We start from the raw sequence: 16,376 nt of genomic DNA on the forward strand, positions 1-16,376 counted from the left end.
AGAACCGATGATGCGCCTCGCCCGCTTGCTCCGCGCTGCTACCCTCCCGCTGGTCTTGGTAACGGCTCCGGCGACGGCCGGCCCGGCATCTTCGGAGACACCTCCGGAGGCATCGTCCTGGGCCGACTGCCTGGGCAGGATCGCCGCCGACGCGCAGGCAAGCGGGGTGCCGCAGGCCGTGGCGGACGGGCAGCTCTCCGGCTTGGCGTCCAACCCGGGCGTGCTGGAGGCGACCCGCGGCCAAGCCGAGTTCGTCAAGCCGATCTGGGCCTACCTCGACGCCACGATCACCGAGGCGACCATCGCCGAAGGGCAGCGCAAGCTTGCGGAATGGGCCACGATCCTCGAGGCGATCGAGCAGCGCACCGGCGTCGACCGCTTCACCCTCGTGGCCTTCTGGGGCGTCGAGTCGGGCTACGGCAAGGTCCTCGACGACGCCGCGATCGTCCGTCCGGTGGTGCAATCGCTCGCGACGCTGGCCTGCGGCGATCCCGGCCGACCGGGCTACTGGCGCGACGAGCTCATCGAGGCCCTTCGCATCCTCGCGCAAGGGGACGTGCCGCCCGCGCGCCTGACCGGCTCGTGGGCCGGTGCCATGGGCCATACCCAGTTCATGCCGAGCGTCTACCGCGCCCACGCCGTGGATTTCGACGGCGACGGCCGGCGCGACCTCTGGTCGGCTCCCGACGCCCTCGCTTCGACGGCGAACTACCTCGTCGCCATGGGCTGGCGCCGCGGCGAAGCCTGGGGCAGCGAGGCGGCGCTGGGAGAGCGCTTTGACTACGCGCTGGCGGACGAGACCACCGCGCGCAGCCTCGATGCGTGGCGTGGGGTCGGCGTGACGCCCGTCCCCCAGCGCGAGGGGGACGGCGCCGCGCAAGCGACCCTCGTCGTCCCCGCGGGCGCGGGCGGTCCGGCCTTCCTGCTGCGGCCGAACTTCTCGGCGATCCTGCGCTACAACACGTCGCTGTCCTACGCGCTCACCGTCGCGCACCTGTCGGACCGCCTGCGCGGGCAAGCCGCCTTCGCCCGCGACTGGCCCCGCGGCGACCGCGCCCTGACCGAAGCCGAGCGCCGCGACCTGCAAACCCGCCTGGACGCGCACGGCCACACGGTCGGCGTCGTCGACGGCCGGATCGGTCCGAAGACGCGGGCCGCGATCCGCGCCTACCAGGCCGCGACCGGCCTCCGCCCGGACGGCTATGCCGACGTCGCCCTGCTGGAGCGGCTGCGGACGGCGCCGTGAGGCCATTCCGCAGCGAGTCGAGGCAGGCCGGCTTGCGGTTGGCCGATCAGAAGTCGGCAGTCTGCGCTCGAATGTCTGCCTGATCCCCGCGCGTGCGGGGATCAGGCGATCCTCCAAACCTCATGGGGCTCGCCCATGAGGCTTGGTCTGACTAGCTGCAGCCAGTCGTGCCGCCGCAGGTGTCGCACTTCAGGCAGGTTCCGTTGCGGACCAGCGTGAAGTTCGCGCATTCCGGGCAGGATTCGCCGACGTAGCCCTTCATCTTGGCCTCGGCCCGCCGGTCTGCGACGCTGCGCTCAGGCTTGGCGAAGGGCAGGGCCTCGATCGAGGTCTCCGCGTGGACGGACAGCTCGGTCTCCATCTTCAGCGCCGTCGCGCCGCGTAGCGCGTGGACCACGCCGCCGGCCGGGGCCGACTGGCCCGCGTTGCCGGAGCCGACCCCGACGGTCGCGCCGGACGGGCCGCCCTGGATCAGGGTCAGCCGGTCGGCCGAGCCGCGGAGCAGCCCGCGGGAGACGACGCTGGCGGCCGTCTGCTGCGGCTTGCCCGGCTCGCGGGTGGTGTCGCCCTCGCCGCCGCCGAGGATCGTGGAGCCGATCTCGGAGGGGTCGACGTGGGCGAGGTCCATGCGGGCGAGGTACGAGATCGCCAGCTCGCGGAAGACGTAGTCGAGGATCGAGGTCGCGTTCTTGATCGCGTCGTTGCCCTGCACGAAGCCCGCCGGCTCGAAGCGGGTGAAGGTGAACGCCTCGACGTACTCCTCCAACGGAACGCCGTACTGGAGGCCGAGGGAGATCGCGATGGCGAAGTTGTTCATCAAGCTTCGGAAGGCGGCGCCCTCCTTGTGCATGTCGATGAAGATCTCGCCGATGCGGCCGTCATCGTACTCCCCGGTGCGCAGGTAGACCTTGTGCCCGCCGACGACGGCCTTCTGGGTGTAGCCCTTGCGCCGGTGCGGCAGCTTCTCCCGCGAGCGGATGCGCTCGACCCGCTCGATCACCCGCTCGACGATCTTCTCGGCGAGCTGCGTGGCTTTCGCCGCGGCGGGCATCTGGACCAGCGCCTCGACCATGTCCTCCTCGTCGTCCTCGTCCTGGATCAGGGCCGAGTTCAGCGGCTGAGACAGCTTGGAGCCGTCGCGGTAGAGGGCGTTGGCCTTGAGCGCCAGGCGCCAGGACAGGGTGTAGGCCGCCTTGCAATCCTCCACCGTGGCGTCGTTGGGCATGTTGATGGTCTTGGAGATCGCCCCCGAGATGAAGGGCTGGGCGGCGGCCATCATGCGGATGTGGCTGTCGACCGAGAGGTAGCGCTTGCCGATCCGCCCGCACGGGTTGGCGCAGTCGAACACCGCGTAGTGCTCCTGCTTGAGGAAGGGAGCTCCCTCCAGGGTCATCGCCCCGCAGATGTGGGTGTTGGCGGCCTCGACGTCCTTCTTCGAAAAGCCGAGGAACGGCAGCAGCTCGAAGGTCGGGTCGGAGAGCTTTTCCGCCGGCACCTTGAGGGTGCCGGTGAGGAAGTCGTCGCCCAGCGTCCAGCGGTTGAACACGAACTTGATGTCGAAGGCCGACTTCAGGCCGGCCTCGATCGCCGCGATCTTGTCGTCCGAAAAGCCCTTGGCGCGCAGGCTGCCGGGGTTGATCGCCGGCGCCTGGCCCATCGAGCCGTGGCCGACCGCGTAGGCCTCGATCTCGGCGATCTCGGATTCCCGGTAGCCCAAAGCCCGCAGCGCATCGGGCGCCGCCTGGTTGATGATCTTGAAGTAGCCGCCGCCGGCGAGCTTCTTGAACTTCACCAGGGCGAAGTCGGGCTCGATGCCGGTGGTGTCGCAATCCATGACGAGACCGATCGTGCCCGTCGGTGCCAGCACCGTCGCCTGAGCGTTGCGGTAGCCGTGCTCCTCGCCGAGCCGCAGGGCGCGGTCCCAGGCGGCGCGGGCGTGGTCGCCGAGGTTGCCCTGCGGGATGTTGGCGTGGTCGAGGGGAACTGGCGAGATCGACAGGAACTCGTAGCCCTCGGCCTCGCCATGCGCCGCGCGGCGGTGGTTGCGGATCACCTTCAGCATGGCGTCCGCGTTGTCCTCGTAAGCCGGAAAGGCCCCGAGCTCGGCGGCCATCTCGGCCGAGGTGGCGTAGGCCACGCCGGTCATGATCGCGGTGAGCGCGCCGGCGAGCGCCCGGCCCGCATCCGAATCGTAGGGCAGGCCCATGGTCATCAGCAGGCCGCCGATGTTGGCGTAGCCGAGGCCCAGCGTGCGGTACTTGTAGGAGAGCTCGGCGATCTCCTTCGACGGGAACTGCGCCATCGTCACCGAGATCTCGAGCACCACCGTCCAGAGGCGGTTGAGGTGCTCGAACGCCTCGACGTCGAACTGCTTGGTCTGCCGGTCGTACATCGTCAGCAGGTTGGCCGAGGCCAGGTTGCAGGCGGTGTCGTCGAGGAACATGTACTCGGAGCACGGGTTCGAGGCCCGGATCCGCCCGCCGGTCGGGCAGGTGTGCCAGTCGTTCATCGTGGTGTTGAAGTGCAGGCCCGGGTCGGCCGAGGCCCAGGCGGCCTCGCCGATCTTCTCCCAGAGGTGGCGGGCGCCGACCGACTTGGTCTTGTTCGAGTTGCGGTCGCGCAGCAGCCACTCCCCGTCAGCCTCGACCGCGCGCAAAAAGTCGTCGGTGAGCGAGACGGAGTTGTTGGAGTTCTGGCCGGCGACCGTGAGGTAGGCCTCGGAATCCCAGTCGGTGTCGTAGACGGGGAAGTCGATCTTGGTGAAGCCCTGGCGGGCGAACTGGACGACGCGCTTGGTGTAGGCGTCCGGCACCATCGCCTTGCGGGCGGCCTTGATTTCGCGCTTGAGCGCCGGGTTGCGCTCGGGATCGAAGCAGGCGTCGCCCTCGGCCTCGCACTGGGTGCAGGCCTTCATCACCGCGGTGAGGTGTTTGGAGACGACCTTGGAGCCGGTCACCAGGGCGGCGACCTTCTGCTCCTCCTTCACCTTCCAGTCGATGAACTGCTCGATGTCCGGGTGGTCGATGTCGACGATGACCATCTTGGCCGCGCGCCGCGTGGTGCCGCCAGACTTGATCGCACCGGCCGCCCGGTCGCCGATCTTGAGGAACGACATCAGCCCCGACGACTTGCCGCCGCCGCCGAGCTTTTCGTTTTCTCCACGCAACAACGAGAAGTTCGAGCCGGTGCCGGAGCCGTACTTGAACAGGCGCGCCTCGCGGACCCACAGGTCCATGATGCCGCCCTCGTTGACGAGGTCGTCCTGGACCGACTGGATGAAGCAGGCATGCGGCTGCGGATGCTCGTAGGCCGTCTCGGACTTCGTCAGCACGCCGGTCTTGTAGTCGACGTAGTAGTGGCCCTGGCTCGGGCCGTCGATGCCGTAAGCCCAGTGCAGGCCGGTGTTGAACCATTGCGGCGAGTTCGGCGCGACCATCTGCTTGGCGAGCATGAAGCGCAGCTCGTCGAGGAATGCGGAGGCGTCCTCCTCGCTGGTGAAGTAGCCGCCTTTCCAGCCCCAATAGGTCCAGCAGCCGGCGAGGCGGTCGAACACCTGGGTCGCGGAGGTCTCGGAGCCGGTGCGCTCAGCCTCGGGGAGTTCGTTCAGCGCCGCCTCGTCGGGCACCGAGCGCCACAGGAAGGAGGGAACGTCGTTCTCCTCGACCTTCTTCAGGCGCGCCGGCACGCCGGCCTTGCGGAAGTACTTCTGCGCCAACACGTCGCTGGCGACCTGGGACCACGCCTCGGGCACCGAGATGCCGTCGAGGCGGAAGACCGTAGAGCCGTCCGGGTTGCGGATCTCCGACAGCGCCTTGCGGAAGGGGATTGCCGCATAGGGCGAAGAACCGGACGTGGTGTAACGACGCTCGAACCGCATGAGACGCACCTCTCCCGACGAGGCGCAGCTGCGCCCCGGGGTTGAATCCGGAGATCCGAAGAGCCGAATCCGGGCGCCTGGATGGACGCTGCCCGGACTGGCCGACGTTGGTAAGAAGGTGGCTGGACGCGCGCTGATCGAACGGATCGGTGCGCCCGAACCATGACCCGGACATTAACGCCGGGCCGGCCCTCACGTCAACAAGTGGTGTTCGCGCGGCCGGTTCCACGCTAGATGTTGTGGTCTTGCGGGTAAAACTGTGGATAAGTCGTGGCACTGCGTAAGTGCTGTTTCTGCTGTGGGGATTTCGCACGGAAAATTTTTGCGTCCACAGCGTCGGCTGACCGCCTGAAGCCCCCTCGCGCCGCGACGTCGCGCGGGCGTGGTCGCCGGGCGACACCGCTGCCCCCGGCGACGGCGCCGCCGGGTTGCAGCCCTCACCGCGGACTTGGATCTGGACTTGCGGCCACCCGCTCCGCATAACCGCCCCGGCACACCGATCGCGGTCGCGTGTGCGACGAGGCTCGGAGACGGCGATGGCGCTCAAGGATACGCTTCTGCGCATCTTCACGTGGTGGAACGGGCAGACGATGTCGCTCGCGCTCTACACCTTGCTCAGCTGAAACTTCGTCGGCAGCGACGACCACGGCAACAAGTACTATCGCGCGCAAGGCGCCCTGATCGACCGCTCGGTCGGCTCGGAGCGGCGCTGGGTGGTCTACAACGGCTATGCCGACGCCTCGAAGGTCCCGCCCGGCTGGCGCGGCTGGCTCTGCCACAACGTCGAGTTGCCGCCGAGCGAGGAAGCCTACACCCCGCGCGAGTGGCAGAAGCCCCACGTCGAGAACATGACCGGCACGGCCGACGCCTACCGCCCAAAGGGTTCGCAGCTCTCCTGGGGCGCGCGGCCCGCCGCGACCGGCGACTACGTGCCGTGGAATCCAGGCGAGTAGCGTTCCGGTCGTCCTGCCGGCAGGTCACCGACCTGTGCTGACCCGGCTTCAGGATCGTGGGGCCTTTTCTGACGAGGGCACCGTCATTCCGGGGCGCCGTAGGCGAGCCCGGAATCCGGAGCCGCAGGTCGCTCTTCAGCATGCGCTGTCTGCGGATCTGGACTCCGGGCTCTGCTGCGCAGCACCGGAATGACGGGGAGGGGCTGGAAACGGAGCCTGCAGGCCTCGTCCGCCCGACGTACGGCGGGATCACAAGCGCCACGCCCTTTTTCCACCACCGTTCCGGTGTTGAACGCCCGCCATCCGTCGGCTTTTCGCCGCGTCGTCCAATCGCCGGGAGGGGCGTGCCTTGAGCCGCATCACAGCACGCGCCGCACTCGGGTCCTTCGCTATCGCCTTCGTCGCCCTCTGCGCAGGCCCAGCCTCGGCCGACAAGATCAAGAACCCGACGGCGGTGTTCTCCGGCCTCGACAAGATCACCGGCCGCATCGTCTCGTTCGAGGTGGCGGTGGACGAGACCGTGCAGTTCGGCGCGCTGCAGCTCACCCCGCGGGTCTGCTACACGCGGCCGCCGACCGAGAGCGCCAAGACCACGGCCTTCCTCGAGGTCGACGAGGTGACGTTGGAGAACAAGTACCGCCGGATCTTCACCGGCTGGATGTTCGCCTCGAGTCCCGGCCTGCACGCGATCGAGCACCCGATCTACGACGTGTGGCTCGTGGATTGTAAGGGCGGCAGCGACATCATCGCCGAGGCGCGCGAGCAGGAGGATGTGCCGGTGATGGCCGCCAAGCCCGAGCGCAAGCGCGGCACGAAGGATGCGACCAAGACGGTGCAGCAGGTCAACTCGGCCGGTCAGGTCGACGTCGAGGCGCCACGCGGCGTCCCCGTGCAGCCGCGCCAGAAGCCCTCGCGGAAGTTCTTCCCCTCGAACGAAGGCCCGGCCGCAGCCCCGCCGCAGCCCCAGCAGCCGCAATCGCTGTTCGACGCGCTCTTCCGCTGATCGTCATCTCTTCTTCCTCCCCTTGTGCGGGAGGAAAACGCTTTCGCCTCAATCCCCTGCGCCACCCACCCCGAGCGCGGCGAGCGCCTGAGCGCCGCGCACGCTGCCGTCCGTCAGCCAGGCGTTCCAGTCGCCGGCATGGCCGAGCGCCTCGGCGAGGCGGCGTTTGTAGACGTGGCGCGGCAACTCCTCGGCGCCGAACTGGGCGAGGTGCTCGGTGACGAACTGCGTGTCGGCGAGGCGGTATCCGCCGGCGCGAAGCCGGCCCATCAGGTGGACGAGGGCGACCTTCGAGGCGTCGCGGACCTCGTGGAACATGCTCTCGCCGAAGAAGACCGCGCCCATCGACACCCCGTAGAGCCCGCCGACGAGGCGGCGCGGCTCGCCGGCGTAGACCTCGACGGTGTGGGCGTGGCCGCGGTCGAACAGTGCGCCGTAGAGCTCGCGGATGCGGCCGTTGATCCAGGTGCGCTCGCTCTCGCGGCGCGGGGCGGCGCAGCCGGCGATCACGCCGTCGAAATCGGTGTCGCTGCGGACCTCGAACGCGTCCGAGCGCACCGTGCGGGCGAGCCGCTTCGACACCCGGAACCCGTCCAGCGGCAGCACGCCCCGCGCCCGCGGCTCGACCCAGTACAGCGTCGGGTCGTCGGCGTCCTCGGCCATCGGGAAGATGCCGGCGGCGTAGGCCTTGAGCAGGATCTCGGGCGTGATCTCCACGCGGGTGCCGTCGTGCATGGCGTCGATTTTGGCGTGCGCGCGCCCGGAACGCCAGGGGGCGGGCGCGCAAATCCGCGCCGCCGACGCCGCGGCGCGCGGATCGCAATCCTTCTGCGGTTCGATCCGTCCGCGCCACGACTGGTCTGCATCCGCGGATAACTTTGGAAGCACATCCCCAGCTTCGCAGCGTATCGTCCGAATCGTCGAAAGGATGCGGAGGCTTTTACGCCGCAGGGAGGCCGGCATGACCGTGGCGATGCGCAAGTCACAGCTGAAGTCCCGGATGCCTGCCGGCCCGATCCACGCCTGTTGCCGCACCGACGGCATGGGGAAGGAGCGAGAGCAGGCAGGGAAGGACTTCGATCATGGGTTATCACGACGCAACGTTTGACCCGACCGGCGCCGGCCGCGCGTCCGGATACCGCGACGCCGCCGCGGCGGCCCGCCTGCGGCGCCGCGATTACGGCCGGGCCGCCTTCGCGACCGCCATCGACGACGGTCTGATGCCCGACGAGGTCCGGGGCATCCTGGCCGGCCGCAGGATCGTCGACGCCTTCCCGGTGCGACGGGGCGAGAGCCCGCCGGCCTATGCCGGCCGCGCGGTGGCCGAGATGATGGTCGCCTATCTCGCGCACGAAGCGGCCTGAGCCGCCGCCCTGCTCGGCCCCAAGCGTGATCCCCTCAAATTCCAATCCGTGAGACGACCTGCGCGAAGGCGCAGGCGAGAGGTCTTGGCATGCCGAACGACAAGCCCCGCCGCATCCCGTCCCGCTTCGCAACTCCGTTCGCGACCACCTGCGCGGCCTCGGCGCTCGGCGTCGCCTGCCTCGTCGGCGCCGTCTCGGCCGACACGCGGACCGCCGTGCGGATGGCGTTCGTCGGCGCCTCGACGGACCTCGCACAGCGTTTCGCGCCGGAGGAGGTGGGAGCGCGAGTCGTCCTCGGGCCGGGCGGGGCCGACGTGCGGGTGGCCGGCGACCTGATGGACGGCGTCGCGCTACAGGTTGCGAACCTGCTCGCCGCGCATCCAACCGTTCGCCGCATCCATCTCACCAGCGGCGGCGGCCTCGTCGAGGAGGGGCTGGCGTTGGGCGCGCTGATCGCCGAGCACCAGCTCGACACCTACGTTCCCGACGAGTGCGCCTCGGCCTGCACCCTGGCCTTCGTCCGCGGCCGCGGGCGCTACCTCGGCGCGAGCGGGCGGCTCGGCTTCCACGCCCCCTACGAAGCCGGCCTGTTCGGGCAGGCCTTCGCGGTCGACGCGGCCCCCGAGCGGGCGGCCTATCGCGCGGCGGGGCTCGCTGCGGACTTCACCGCCGAGGCGCTGGCGGTCGCCTCCGACGACATCTGGATGCCTGACGCCGACCGCCTGATCCGGGCCGGCGCCGTGACCGAGGTGGTGGAGACCGACCGCTTCCCCGACTCGACCCTGGACGACGACGACAGCCCGCTCGCGGCCCGCGCGCAGGTGCTGCGCAACCTGCCGATCCTCGCCCAAGCGGAGCCTGCCGCCATCGATCGGATCGCCGCCTGGTACCGCGACGGCTACCACGACGGCCGCTCGGAGGCGGATGCCCTCGACGGGATGCGCGCCCACGCGAGCGCGCACCTGCGGGGCCTGTTCCGCCGGGCCGACGACGCCACGGTCCGCGCCCTCGGGCATGCGACCCTGACGGCGATGCGCGCGGCGCTGGCTTCAGACGACGGTACCTGCGAGGCGATGGCCGGCGGCGACCTGGTCGCGATCGAGGAGGCGTTGCGGCAGGCCCATCATCCGGTGCCGAGCCTGGCGGCGCTGGTGGCGCAGGCGTTGCGGCAAGCCACAGCCGCCAGGGAGCCGACGACCGCCGCGGATGCCGAAGTCGCGCGCCCGCGGCGACACGCCCGGCACCTGGCTGCCCGGTGCGGCGCCCAGATCGCGGCTTTGCTGCAGGCGCTCGACGGCGCGAGCCCGGACGCCGCCGCCCGGCTGCGGGCACTGCTTCTCGACGACACGCCGCACGCGGTCGCCGCGGTCGCCGCGGTCGCCGTGCCGTGAGTGCGGTTTGGGGGGGCGCCGCTTTCGACGATCCAGGGCAATCTTGAAACGACCGCTTCCGCTCGTCACGCCCCTTTGCGGCCTACCCGATGCACCCGTCGTGCCGGTGAAGCTCGGGTCCTTTGTCCCGTTCGGGAGAGGAACAGCGTGAGGGGCGAGGAATGTCCGGAGAGGTCGTACCCCTCACCCCAACCCTCTCCCGGACGGGAGAGGGGGCTGCGCCGAGCTTCGAACGATCCATCCGGGGCCGTCCGGCAGAAATATGAGCCCGGCAGCACATCCTCTCCCCGATCGACCGGAGAACGAAGAGCCCGCGGTGCCCGAGCCTAAAGGCCCGGGCGTCGCGTCACGCCGCCTCGAGCAGGCGCCGGGCGATGACCTGGGCCTGGATCTCGGCCGCGCCCTCGAAGATCGAGAGGATGCGGGCGTCGCACAGCACGCGGCTGACGGCGTATTCCAGCGCGAAGCCGTTGCCGCCGTGGATCTGCAGGGCGTTGTCGGCCGCCGCCCACGCGACGCGGGCGCCCAGCAGCTTCGCCATGCCGGCCTCGAGGTCGCAGCGCTTGCCCTCGTCCTTCTCGCGCGCCGAGAAGTAGGTGAGCTGGCGGGCGATGTTGATCTCCACCGCCATCATCGCGAGCTTGTCGGCCACCCGCGGGAAGCTGATCAGCGGCTTGCCGAATTGCACCCGGTCCTCGGCGTAGCGCAGGCCGAGGTCGAGGGCCGACTGGGCGACGCCGACGGCGCGGGCCGCGGTCTGGATGCGGGCCGATTCGAAGGTCTGCATCAGCTGGGCGAAGCCCTTGCCCTCGACCTCGCCGAGCAGGTTGGCGGCCGGCACCTCGAAGTTCTCGAAGGCGAGCTCGTACTCCTTCATGCCGCGGTAGCCGAGCACCTCGATCTCGCCGCCGGTTAGGCCCTCGACCGGGAACGGCTCCGCGTCGGTGCCGCGGGGCTTCTCGGCGATCAGCATCGAGAGGCCACGGTGGCCCTTCTCCTCGGGCTTGGTGCGGACCAGCACGGTCATGATGTCGGCGCGGACGGGGTGGGTGATCCAGGTCTTGTTGCCGGAGATCTTCCAGGTCTCGCCGTCCTTCACCGCCTTGGTGCGCAAGGATGCGAGGTCCGAGCCGGTGTTCGGCTCGGTGAACACCGCGGTCGGCAGGATGTCGCCCGACGCGATCTTGGGCAGGAAGCGCTGCTTCTGCTCCTCGGTGCCGCCGCACAGGATCAGCTCGGCGGCGATCTCCGAGCGGGTGCCGAGAGAGCCGACGCCGATATAGGCGCGCGACAGCTCCTCGGAGACGACGCACATGGAGATCTTCGGCAGGCCCATGCCGCCGTACTCTTCCGGGATCGTCAGGCCGAAGACGCCGAGCTCGGCCATCTTGGCGACGATCTCCATCGGGATGTAATCGTTCTTCAGGTGCCACTCGTGCGCCTGGGCCACCACCTCGGCCTTGCCGAAGCGGCGCATCTCGGAGCGGATCGCCTCCATGTCCTCGTCGAGGCCGGAATCGCCGACGGTGGCCGAGGCCGCGCCGTCGCGGATCTTCTGCACCAGGGCGGCGCGGTTCTCCGGGGTGTTGCCGTCGGCGATCAGCGCCTCGACGGCGTCGGTACGGAACTGCTGCACCTCGCGGGCGGTGAGACCGAGCGAGCCGACCGGGCGCACCATCTCGCCCTGGCTCATCGGGATGCCCGAGAACATCTGCTCGAGGTACTCGCCGGCGCCGATCTTCACGAGCAGCGTCTCGGTCTCGCCGAGGCGGCCGGCCTCGCGCAGGTTCGCGGCGTAGGTGCCGAGCTCGCGCACCGCCTCGCCGTAGGTGGCGATCCAGGCCAGCCCGTGGGCGGCGTGCTGCTCGGCCTCCAGCTTGGCGGCGTCGACCTTGCCGTCGGTGCCGAGCACGCGGGTGCGGACCCGGCGGGTCGCCTCGGCGACGAGACGTTTTGCAGATTCGCCGGCGGCCTTCGTGAGGGCGACGAGATCCTGCGGCTCGGGCTGGAAGGCGGGCGAAGCGGACATGGCTGGCACTTTCGTCTGAACGTTTCCGGTTGCCAGCAATATAGGCCCGATCGGCCGGGACGTAGCAAATTCTTCAGGCTCGGGACCGCAATTCGTCTTGAATTTTCTATGCAGCCGCGTGCAATTTTCCTCAACGCCGCAACTGGTTGGCGAAACAGTGGGCGCTGTCGCCGCGCCGTCGAGCTTAGCCCCGGTTGGCCACGGCGACGCCGACCGCGGCGACCACCATGCCGGCGATCTGCAGCCCGGTCAGCGCCTCGCCGAACATCAGATAGGCCATCGCCGCCGAGACCGGCGGCACCAGGAACAGCAGCGCCGAGACGCCGGCCACCGCACCGCGGCGGATCAGGACGAGCAGGAGCAGGATCCCGGCGACGGAGCTCACCAGCACCGACCACGCCATCCCGAGCCAGACCGGCAGCAGCAGCGGCACCGCGAGGCCGTCGCCGGAGAGCAGCGCCAGCGGCACGGCGACCAAGCAGGCGCCGAAGAACTGCAGCGTCGCCGTGGCGAGGAGGTCGGCGTCGGCCCCCGTGCGCTTCTGCCAGAGCGTGCCGAGCGTGATCGCGGCGACCGCGCCGGCGCAGGCGGCGAGCGCCACGGGCGGGATGCCGGCGGGGTCGGCGGCGCCGATCTTCGGGGCGAGGACGAGGCCGGCCCCGAGGAAGCCGATCCCGATCCCGAACCAGCGGCGCCGGCTCACCGCCTCGCCGAGCACCGGCCCGGCCAGCATCGCCGTCGCCAGCGGCTGCAGGCTGCCGACGAGGGCGGCGATCCCCGCCGGAAGGCCGCGATGGATCGCCCAGAACACGCCGACGATGTAGCAGCCCTGCATCAGCACGCCCGCAACCATCGCGTCGCGCCACCCGGCGCCGGTCCGCGGCCAGCGGGCGCGCAGGGCCAGCGCGATGGCGGCGAGCACCAGGGCCACACCCATGACCCGCAACGCCACGAAGGGCAGCGGCTGGGCGTGGGGCGCGACGAACCGGGCCGCGATGAAGCCGGTCGCCCAGATCAGGACGAACAGGCCTGGGATCAGGACGTTTGCGAGGAGGGCTGGCATGATGCCGCGCAGGCAGCACGCGGCGCCCGCGGTGACAACCGAAAAAGCCGCCTCGCGCCCCCGATTGCGGGACAGGGGGCCGCCTGCCGTTGCCCGAAGGCTTCACCCCGGCACCGAACGCCCCCGCCCGCCTCTCCACGCGTTGACGGAGGCGGGCGGGCGATCACGTATCCGGAAAACGCATCCTCCATCGGGTAGCATCGCCGCACGTGACAAACGCTTTGACGGAAGGATCGCCGCACATCCCTTTGCCTCGCACGCGGGGAGGGGGGATGCCGGCATGAAGCCCCTCCGCACCGCCCTCGAGGTCGCGGGCATCGCCGCGCAGCGCTTCGTGTCCCATGACGGCTGGGCGATCGCGAGCCACATCGCCCTGTCGATCCTGACCTCACTGTTCCCGTTCCTGATCCTGCTCGCGGCGCTCGCGGGCCTGCTCGGCACCAAGTCCCTGGCGGACGAGGCCGGCGTACTGATCTTCGACGCCTGGCCCCGGGAGGTCGCCAAGCCGATCGTCGGCGAGGTGCACCGGGTGCTCACCGAGCAGCGCGGCGGGGTGCTGACGGTGGGCGCGGTGCTGGCGCTGTACTTCTCGTCCTCGGGCGTCGAGAGCCTGCGGGTGGGTCTGAACCGCGCCTACGGCCTGCGCGAGATGCGACCGTGGTGGCTGACGCGCCTCGAATCGATCGGCTACGTCGTCTGCGGCGCCTTCGCGATGCTGGCCTTCGCGCTGCTGGTGGTGCTGGGGCCTCTGATCTGGCGCAACGTCGTCCTGGTCGCGCCGGGGCTGGAGCCCCTCGGCCTCACCGTGGCGATTGCGCGCATCGGCATCACGGCGCTGCTGCTGGCTATGGTGCTGATCATCGCCCACAAGTTCGTCGCCGCCGGCCGGCGCTCGTTCCTGGCGGTGCTGCCGGGCATCGGGGTGACGCTGCTGCTGTGGTTCTTCGCCGGCCTCGGCTTCGGGTACTATCTCGACCGCTTCTCGACCGCCTACGCCTCCACCTACGGGGGCCTGGCCACCGCGATGGTGTTCCTGGTGTTCCTCTACTGGCTCGCGGCGATGTTCCTGTTCGGCGGCGAGATCAACGGCACGGTGATCGCGGCCCGGCGCGCCCGGCTCCGGGCCCGGATGCTGGCGCGCCAAGCGCTCCCCTAAGGACCGGAACGCTTTGCCGGGAACCGAGTCCGATCCGGGCTGTTTGCCACGAGACTCCATGTGATCCGAAACCTCATCCGGCCAGCCTGCCCGAAACGGGCGGCGGGCCGTTTTTCTTTGGGCGTCAGCCGATCAGGACCTGTCGCGGCGATGGTCCGCGCCACTCCCCTCCACCGCGAGCCTGCTGAATTCCCAACGCTCGTCGAAGCGAACCGCACCCGCGCCGTCATCCCGGGGTTGCGCAGCAGAACCCGGGATCCAGAGCCGCCGACGGCGCAGACTGGAGCATGACCTCCGGTTCTGGATCCCGGGCTCGCCTTCGGCGCCCCGGGAGGACGGGGAGGATGGGGAAGCTGAAAACGAGAGGTGTCGGAATCACATGCCGTCTTGCAGAAGAGGAGTGGCCGGCAGTCCTCGGAACGCACGAAGCCGGACCTTTCGGCCCGGCCCCGCATCCGCGTAACGGTCCTCGTTCACGCCGCCAGCGCCAGCACCGCCTCTTCCTCGTCGGCCTCGACCGCCATGAACTGCGCCCGGGCGAGTTCGGCGAAGCGGCCGTTCTGGGCCACCAAGCCGTCGAAGGTGCCGCTCTCGACGATGCGGCCCTCGTGGAAGACCAGGATGCGGTCGGCGTTGCGGATCGTCGCGAGGCGGTGGGCGATGACGAAGGTGGTGCGGCCCTCCATCACGGCTTCCAGCGCGCCCTGCAGGCGGCGTTCGGTGGCGGCGTCCAGCGCGCTCGTCGCCTCGTCGAGGATCAGGATCGGCGGGTTCTTCAGGATCGCCCGGGCGATCGAGAGCCGCTGGCGCTCGCCGCCCGAGAGCGAGCGACCGCGCTCGCCGATCACCGTGTCGAGGCCGTCGGGCTGGCGCGCCATGAAGGCGGAGGCTTGGGCGCGCTCCAGCGCGTCGAGCATCTCGGCGTCGGTGGCGTCCGGGCGGCCGACCTGTAGGTTCTCGCGGATCGAGCGGGCGAACAGCATCGGCTCCTGGAACACCACGCCGATGTTGTGGCGCAGCGACGAGACGCCGACGTCGCGGATGTCCATCCCGTCGATGCGGATCGCGCCGGCGCCAGGGTCGAAGCTGCGGTGGAGCAGGCCGAGCGTGGTCGACTTGCCCGAGCCGGTGGTGCCGACGAGCGCCACGGTCTCGCCGGCGCGCGCCGAGAACGACACCCCGTCGAGCGCCTTGCGGCGGCCGTCGTAAGAGAAGCCGACGGCGTCGAACTCGACCTCGCCCTCGAAGCGGGCGACCTGGACCGCGTGCGCGCGGTCGCGGACGGCCGGCACCGTATCGAAGATGGTGAAGAACTCGGCGATCTTCGGGGCCTGCTGGAACAGGCCGTTGACGAAGCCGACCACGTGGTCGAGGCGGGTCACCAAGGCGGTGGCGAGGCTCATGAAGGCCACGACCTCGCCGACGGTGGTCGAGCCGGCCTGGTAGAGCATGATGCCGGTGACGAACACCGCGGTCATGGTGATGGTGGCCGAGGCGCGGGTCGCGACGTTGGCCAGCGCCCACCAGGACAGGACCGGGATCTGCGCGGCGAGCAGGTTGCCGATGATGTCGCGCATCGCGTCCTTCTCGGCTTTGGCACGGGTGAAGGACTGGATCACGGCGACGTTGCCGAGCGCGTCGGAGGCGTGCGCGGCGAGGCCCGAATTGTAGAACTCGACCTCGCCCTGCAGGGTCTCGGTGCGGCGCATGACGAAGGTGGTCAGCGCGGTGAACACCAGCACCAGCACGAGCAGGATCGAGCCGAGCTGCCAGTTCACGAACAGCGTCATCGGCAGCAGCACGCCCAGCGAGACCAGGGCCGCGAAGTGGTCGCGGAAGAAGCCGAGCCACAGGGTCGACATGCCGTTTGTGCCTTCCAGCATCGCCTTCAGCACGCGGCCGGAATGGTTGGCCGAGTGGAAGGCGAGCGGCAGGTCGAGGACGTGCTCGAAGTAGTTCGCCATCGTCGAGAGGCGGTTGCGGTGGGCCAGCCGGTCGGCGTGGAGCGCGATGGCGACGCCCGCCGCGATGGTGAAGAAGCCGAACGCCACCCACGCGCCGATCAGCGGCAGCATGGTCTGCAGGCCGTTGCCGCCGCGCTTGAGGTGGGTGAGCCCGTCGATGATGCGGCCCATGATCAGCGGCTCGGCGAACGCCGCCACCGCCAGAGCCACGTTGGCGAAGCCGAGGCCGACGGCGAGCCGCTTGTCGTGGCCCAGAAGGCTCAGGACGCGCGCGTAGAGACGAAACAGCGACATGTCAGCTCCGAACCGACCTCTGCACGCCCCGTGTTG

10 protein-coding genes and 1 pseudogene are annotated in these 16,376 nt (G+C 70.0%); 6 read left to right on the top strand and 5 right to left on the bottom strand.

Annotated elements, in window-relative coordinates:
• Positions 1-10 precede the first annotated feature (10 nt).
• Positions 11-1,246: a lytic murein transglycosylase gene (locus FV226_RS02535; protein WP_246691468.1), complete on the top strand. Its 1,236-nt coding sequence runs from the start codon at positions 11-13 to the stop codon at positions 1,244-1,246.
• A gap of 151 nt (positions 1,247-1,397) precedes the next feature.
• On the opposite strand, the gene FV226_RS02540 is transcribed toward FV226_RS02535, so the two are convergent.
• The gene (locus tag FV226_RS02540; protein WP_147761668.1) at positions 1,398-5,123 is read right to left on the bottom strand and encodes a vitamin B12-dependent ribonucleotide reductase; all 3,726 of its coding nucleotides are present in this window, start codon (positions 5,121-5,123) and stop codon (positions 1,398-1,400) included.
• A gap of 536 nt (positions 5,124-5,659) precedes the next feature.
• Here FV226_RS02540 and FV226_RS02545 point away from each other — a divergent pair.
• Both FV226_RS02545 and FV226_RS02550 read left to right on the top strand, forming a co-directional pair.
• Positions 5,660-6,076 (top strand): annotated as a pseudogene (locus FV226_RS02545) (NADH:ubiquinone oxidoreductase subunit NDUFA12).
• A gap of 349 nt (positions 6,077-6,425) precedes the next feature.
• Positions 6,426-7,079 carry a DUF2155 domain-containing protein gene (locus FV226_RS02550; RefSeq protein WP_147761669.1) on the top strand — a complete coding sequence of 218 codons (654 nt, stop codon included), beginning with the start codon at positions 6,426-6,428 and terminating at the stop codon, positions 7,077-7,079.
• A 48-nt stretch (positions 7,080-7,127) separates the two neighbouring features.
• On the opposite strand, the gene aat is transcribed toward FV226_RS02550, so the two are convergent.
• Entirely contained in the window at positions 7,128-7,814 is a 687-nt protein-coding gene (aat, locus tag FV226_RS02555) for a leucyl/phenylalanyl-tRNA--protein transferase (protein ID WP_147761670.1), read from the bottom strand.
• Positions 7,815-8,161: 347 nt separating this feature from the next.
• Between aat and FV226_RS02560 the strand changes: the two genes are divergently transcribed.
• Positions 8,162-8,443 carry a hypothetical protein gene (locus FV226_RS02560; protein WP_147761671.1) on the top strand — a complete coding sequence of 94 codons (282 nt, stop codon included), beginning with the start codon at positions 8,162-8,164 and terminating at the stop codon, positions 8,441-8,443.
• A gap of 89 nt (positions 8,444-8,532) precedes the next feature.
• Positions 8,533-9,834, top strand: a complete 1,302-nt coding sequence (locus tag FV226_RS02565) for a hypothetical protein (protein ID WP_147761672.1) — start codon at positions 8,533-8,535, stop codon at positions 9,832-9,834.
• A gap of 346 nt (positions 9,835-10,180) precedes the next feature.
• Here the strand turns inward: FV226_RS02565 and FV226_RS02570 are convergent, their stop codons facing one another.
• A complete protein-coding gene (locus FV226_RS02570; protein ID WP_147753143.1) occupies positions 10,181-11,863 on the bottom strand; it encodes an acyl-CoA dehydrogenase family protein in 1,683 nt (560 codons plus the stop codon).
• Between the two features lie 184 nt (positions 11,864-12,047).
• Positions 12,048-12,926 carry a DMT family transporter gene (locus FV226_RS02575; protein WP_147761673.1) on the bottom strand — a complete coding sequence of 293 codons (879 nt, stop codon included), beginning with the start codon at positions 12,924-12,926 and terminating at the stop codon, positions 12,048-12,050.
• Between the two features lie 280 nt (positions 12,927-13,206).
• On the opposite strand from FV226_RS02575, the gene FV226_RS02580 reads away from it, so the two are divergent.
• Positions 13,207-14,082 carry a YihY/virulence factor BrkB family protein gene (locus FV226_RS02580; protein ID WP_147761674.1) on the top strand — a complete coding sequence of 292 codons (876 nt, stop codon included), beginning with the start codon at positions 13,207-13,209 and terminating at the stop codon, positions 14,080-14,082.
• A gap of 473 nt (positions 14,083-14,555) precedes the next feature.
• On the opposite strand, the gene FV226_RS02585 is transcribed toward FV226_RS02580, so the two are convergent.
• Complete coding sequence (locus FV226_RS02585) at positions 14,556-16,340, bottom strand: glucan ABC transporter ATP-binding protein/ permease (RefSeq protein WP_147761675.1); 1,785 nt, start codon at positions 16,338-16,340, stop codon at positions 14,556-14,558.
• Between the last annotated feature and the right edge of the window lie 36 nt (positions 16,341-16,376).

Origin of the sequence: Methylobacterium sp. WL12 (assembly GCF_008039475.1) — a bacterium.
GTDB lineage: Bacteria > Pseudomonadota > Alphaproteobacteria > Rhizobiales > Beijerinckiaceae > Methylobacterium > Methylobacterium cerastii.

What these genes read in the sequence shown, in the direction of transcription:
- FV226_RS02570 (WP_147753143.1), bottom strand. Translation starts at nt 11,863, where the DNA reads ATGTCCGCTTCGCCCGCCTTCCAGCCCGAGCCGCAGGATCTCGTCGCC.
- FV226_RS02565 (WP_147761672.1), top strand. Translation starts at nt 8,533, where the DNA reads ATGCCGAACGACAAGCCCCGCCGCATCCCGTCCCGCTTCGCAACTCCG.
- FV226_RS02575 (WP_147761673.1), bottom strand. Translation starts at nt 12,926, where the DNA reads ATGCCAGCCCTCCTCGCAAACGTCCTGATCCCAGGCCTGTTCGTCCTG.
- FV226_RS02560 (WP_147761671.1), top strand. Translation starts at nt 8,162, where the DNA reads ATGGGTTATCACGACGCAACGTTTGACCCGACCGGCGCCGGCCGCGCG.
- FV226_RS02535 (WP_246691468.1), top strand. Translation starts at nt 11, where the DNA reads ATGCGCCTCGCCCGCTTGCTCCGCGCTGCTACCCTCCCGCTGGTCTTG.
- FV226_RS02540 (WP_147761668.1), bottom strand. Translation starts at nt 5,123, where the DNA reads ATGCGGTTCGAGCGTCGTTACACCACGTCCGGTTCTTCGCCCTATGCG.
- FV226_RS02580 (WP_147761674.1), top strand. Translation starts at nt 13,207, where the DNA reads ATGAAGCCCCTCCGCACCGCCCTCGAGGTCGCGGGCATCGCCGCGCAG.
- aat (WP_147761670.1), bottom strand. Translation starts at nt 7,814, where the DNA reads ATGCACGACGGCACCCGCGTGGAGATCACGCCCGAGATCCTGCTCAAG.
- FV226_RS02585 (WP_147761675.1), bottom strand. Translation starts at nt 16,340, where the DNA reads ATGTCGCTGTTTCGTCTCTACGCGCGCGTCCTGAGCCTTCTGGGCCAC.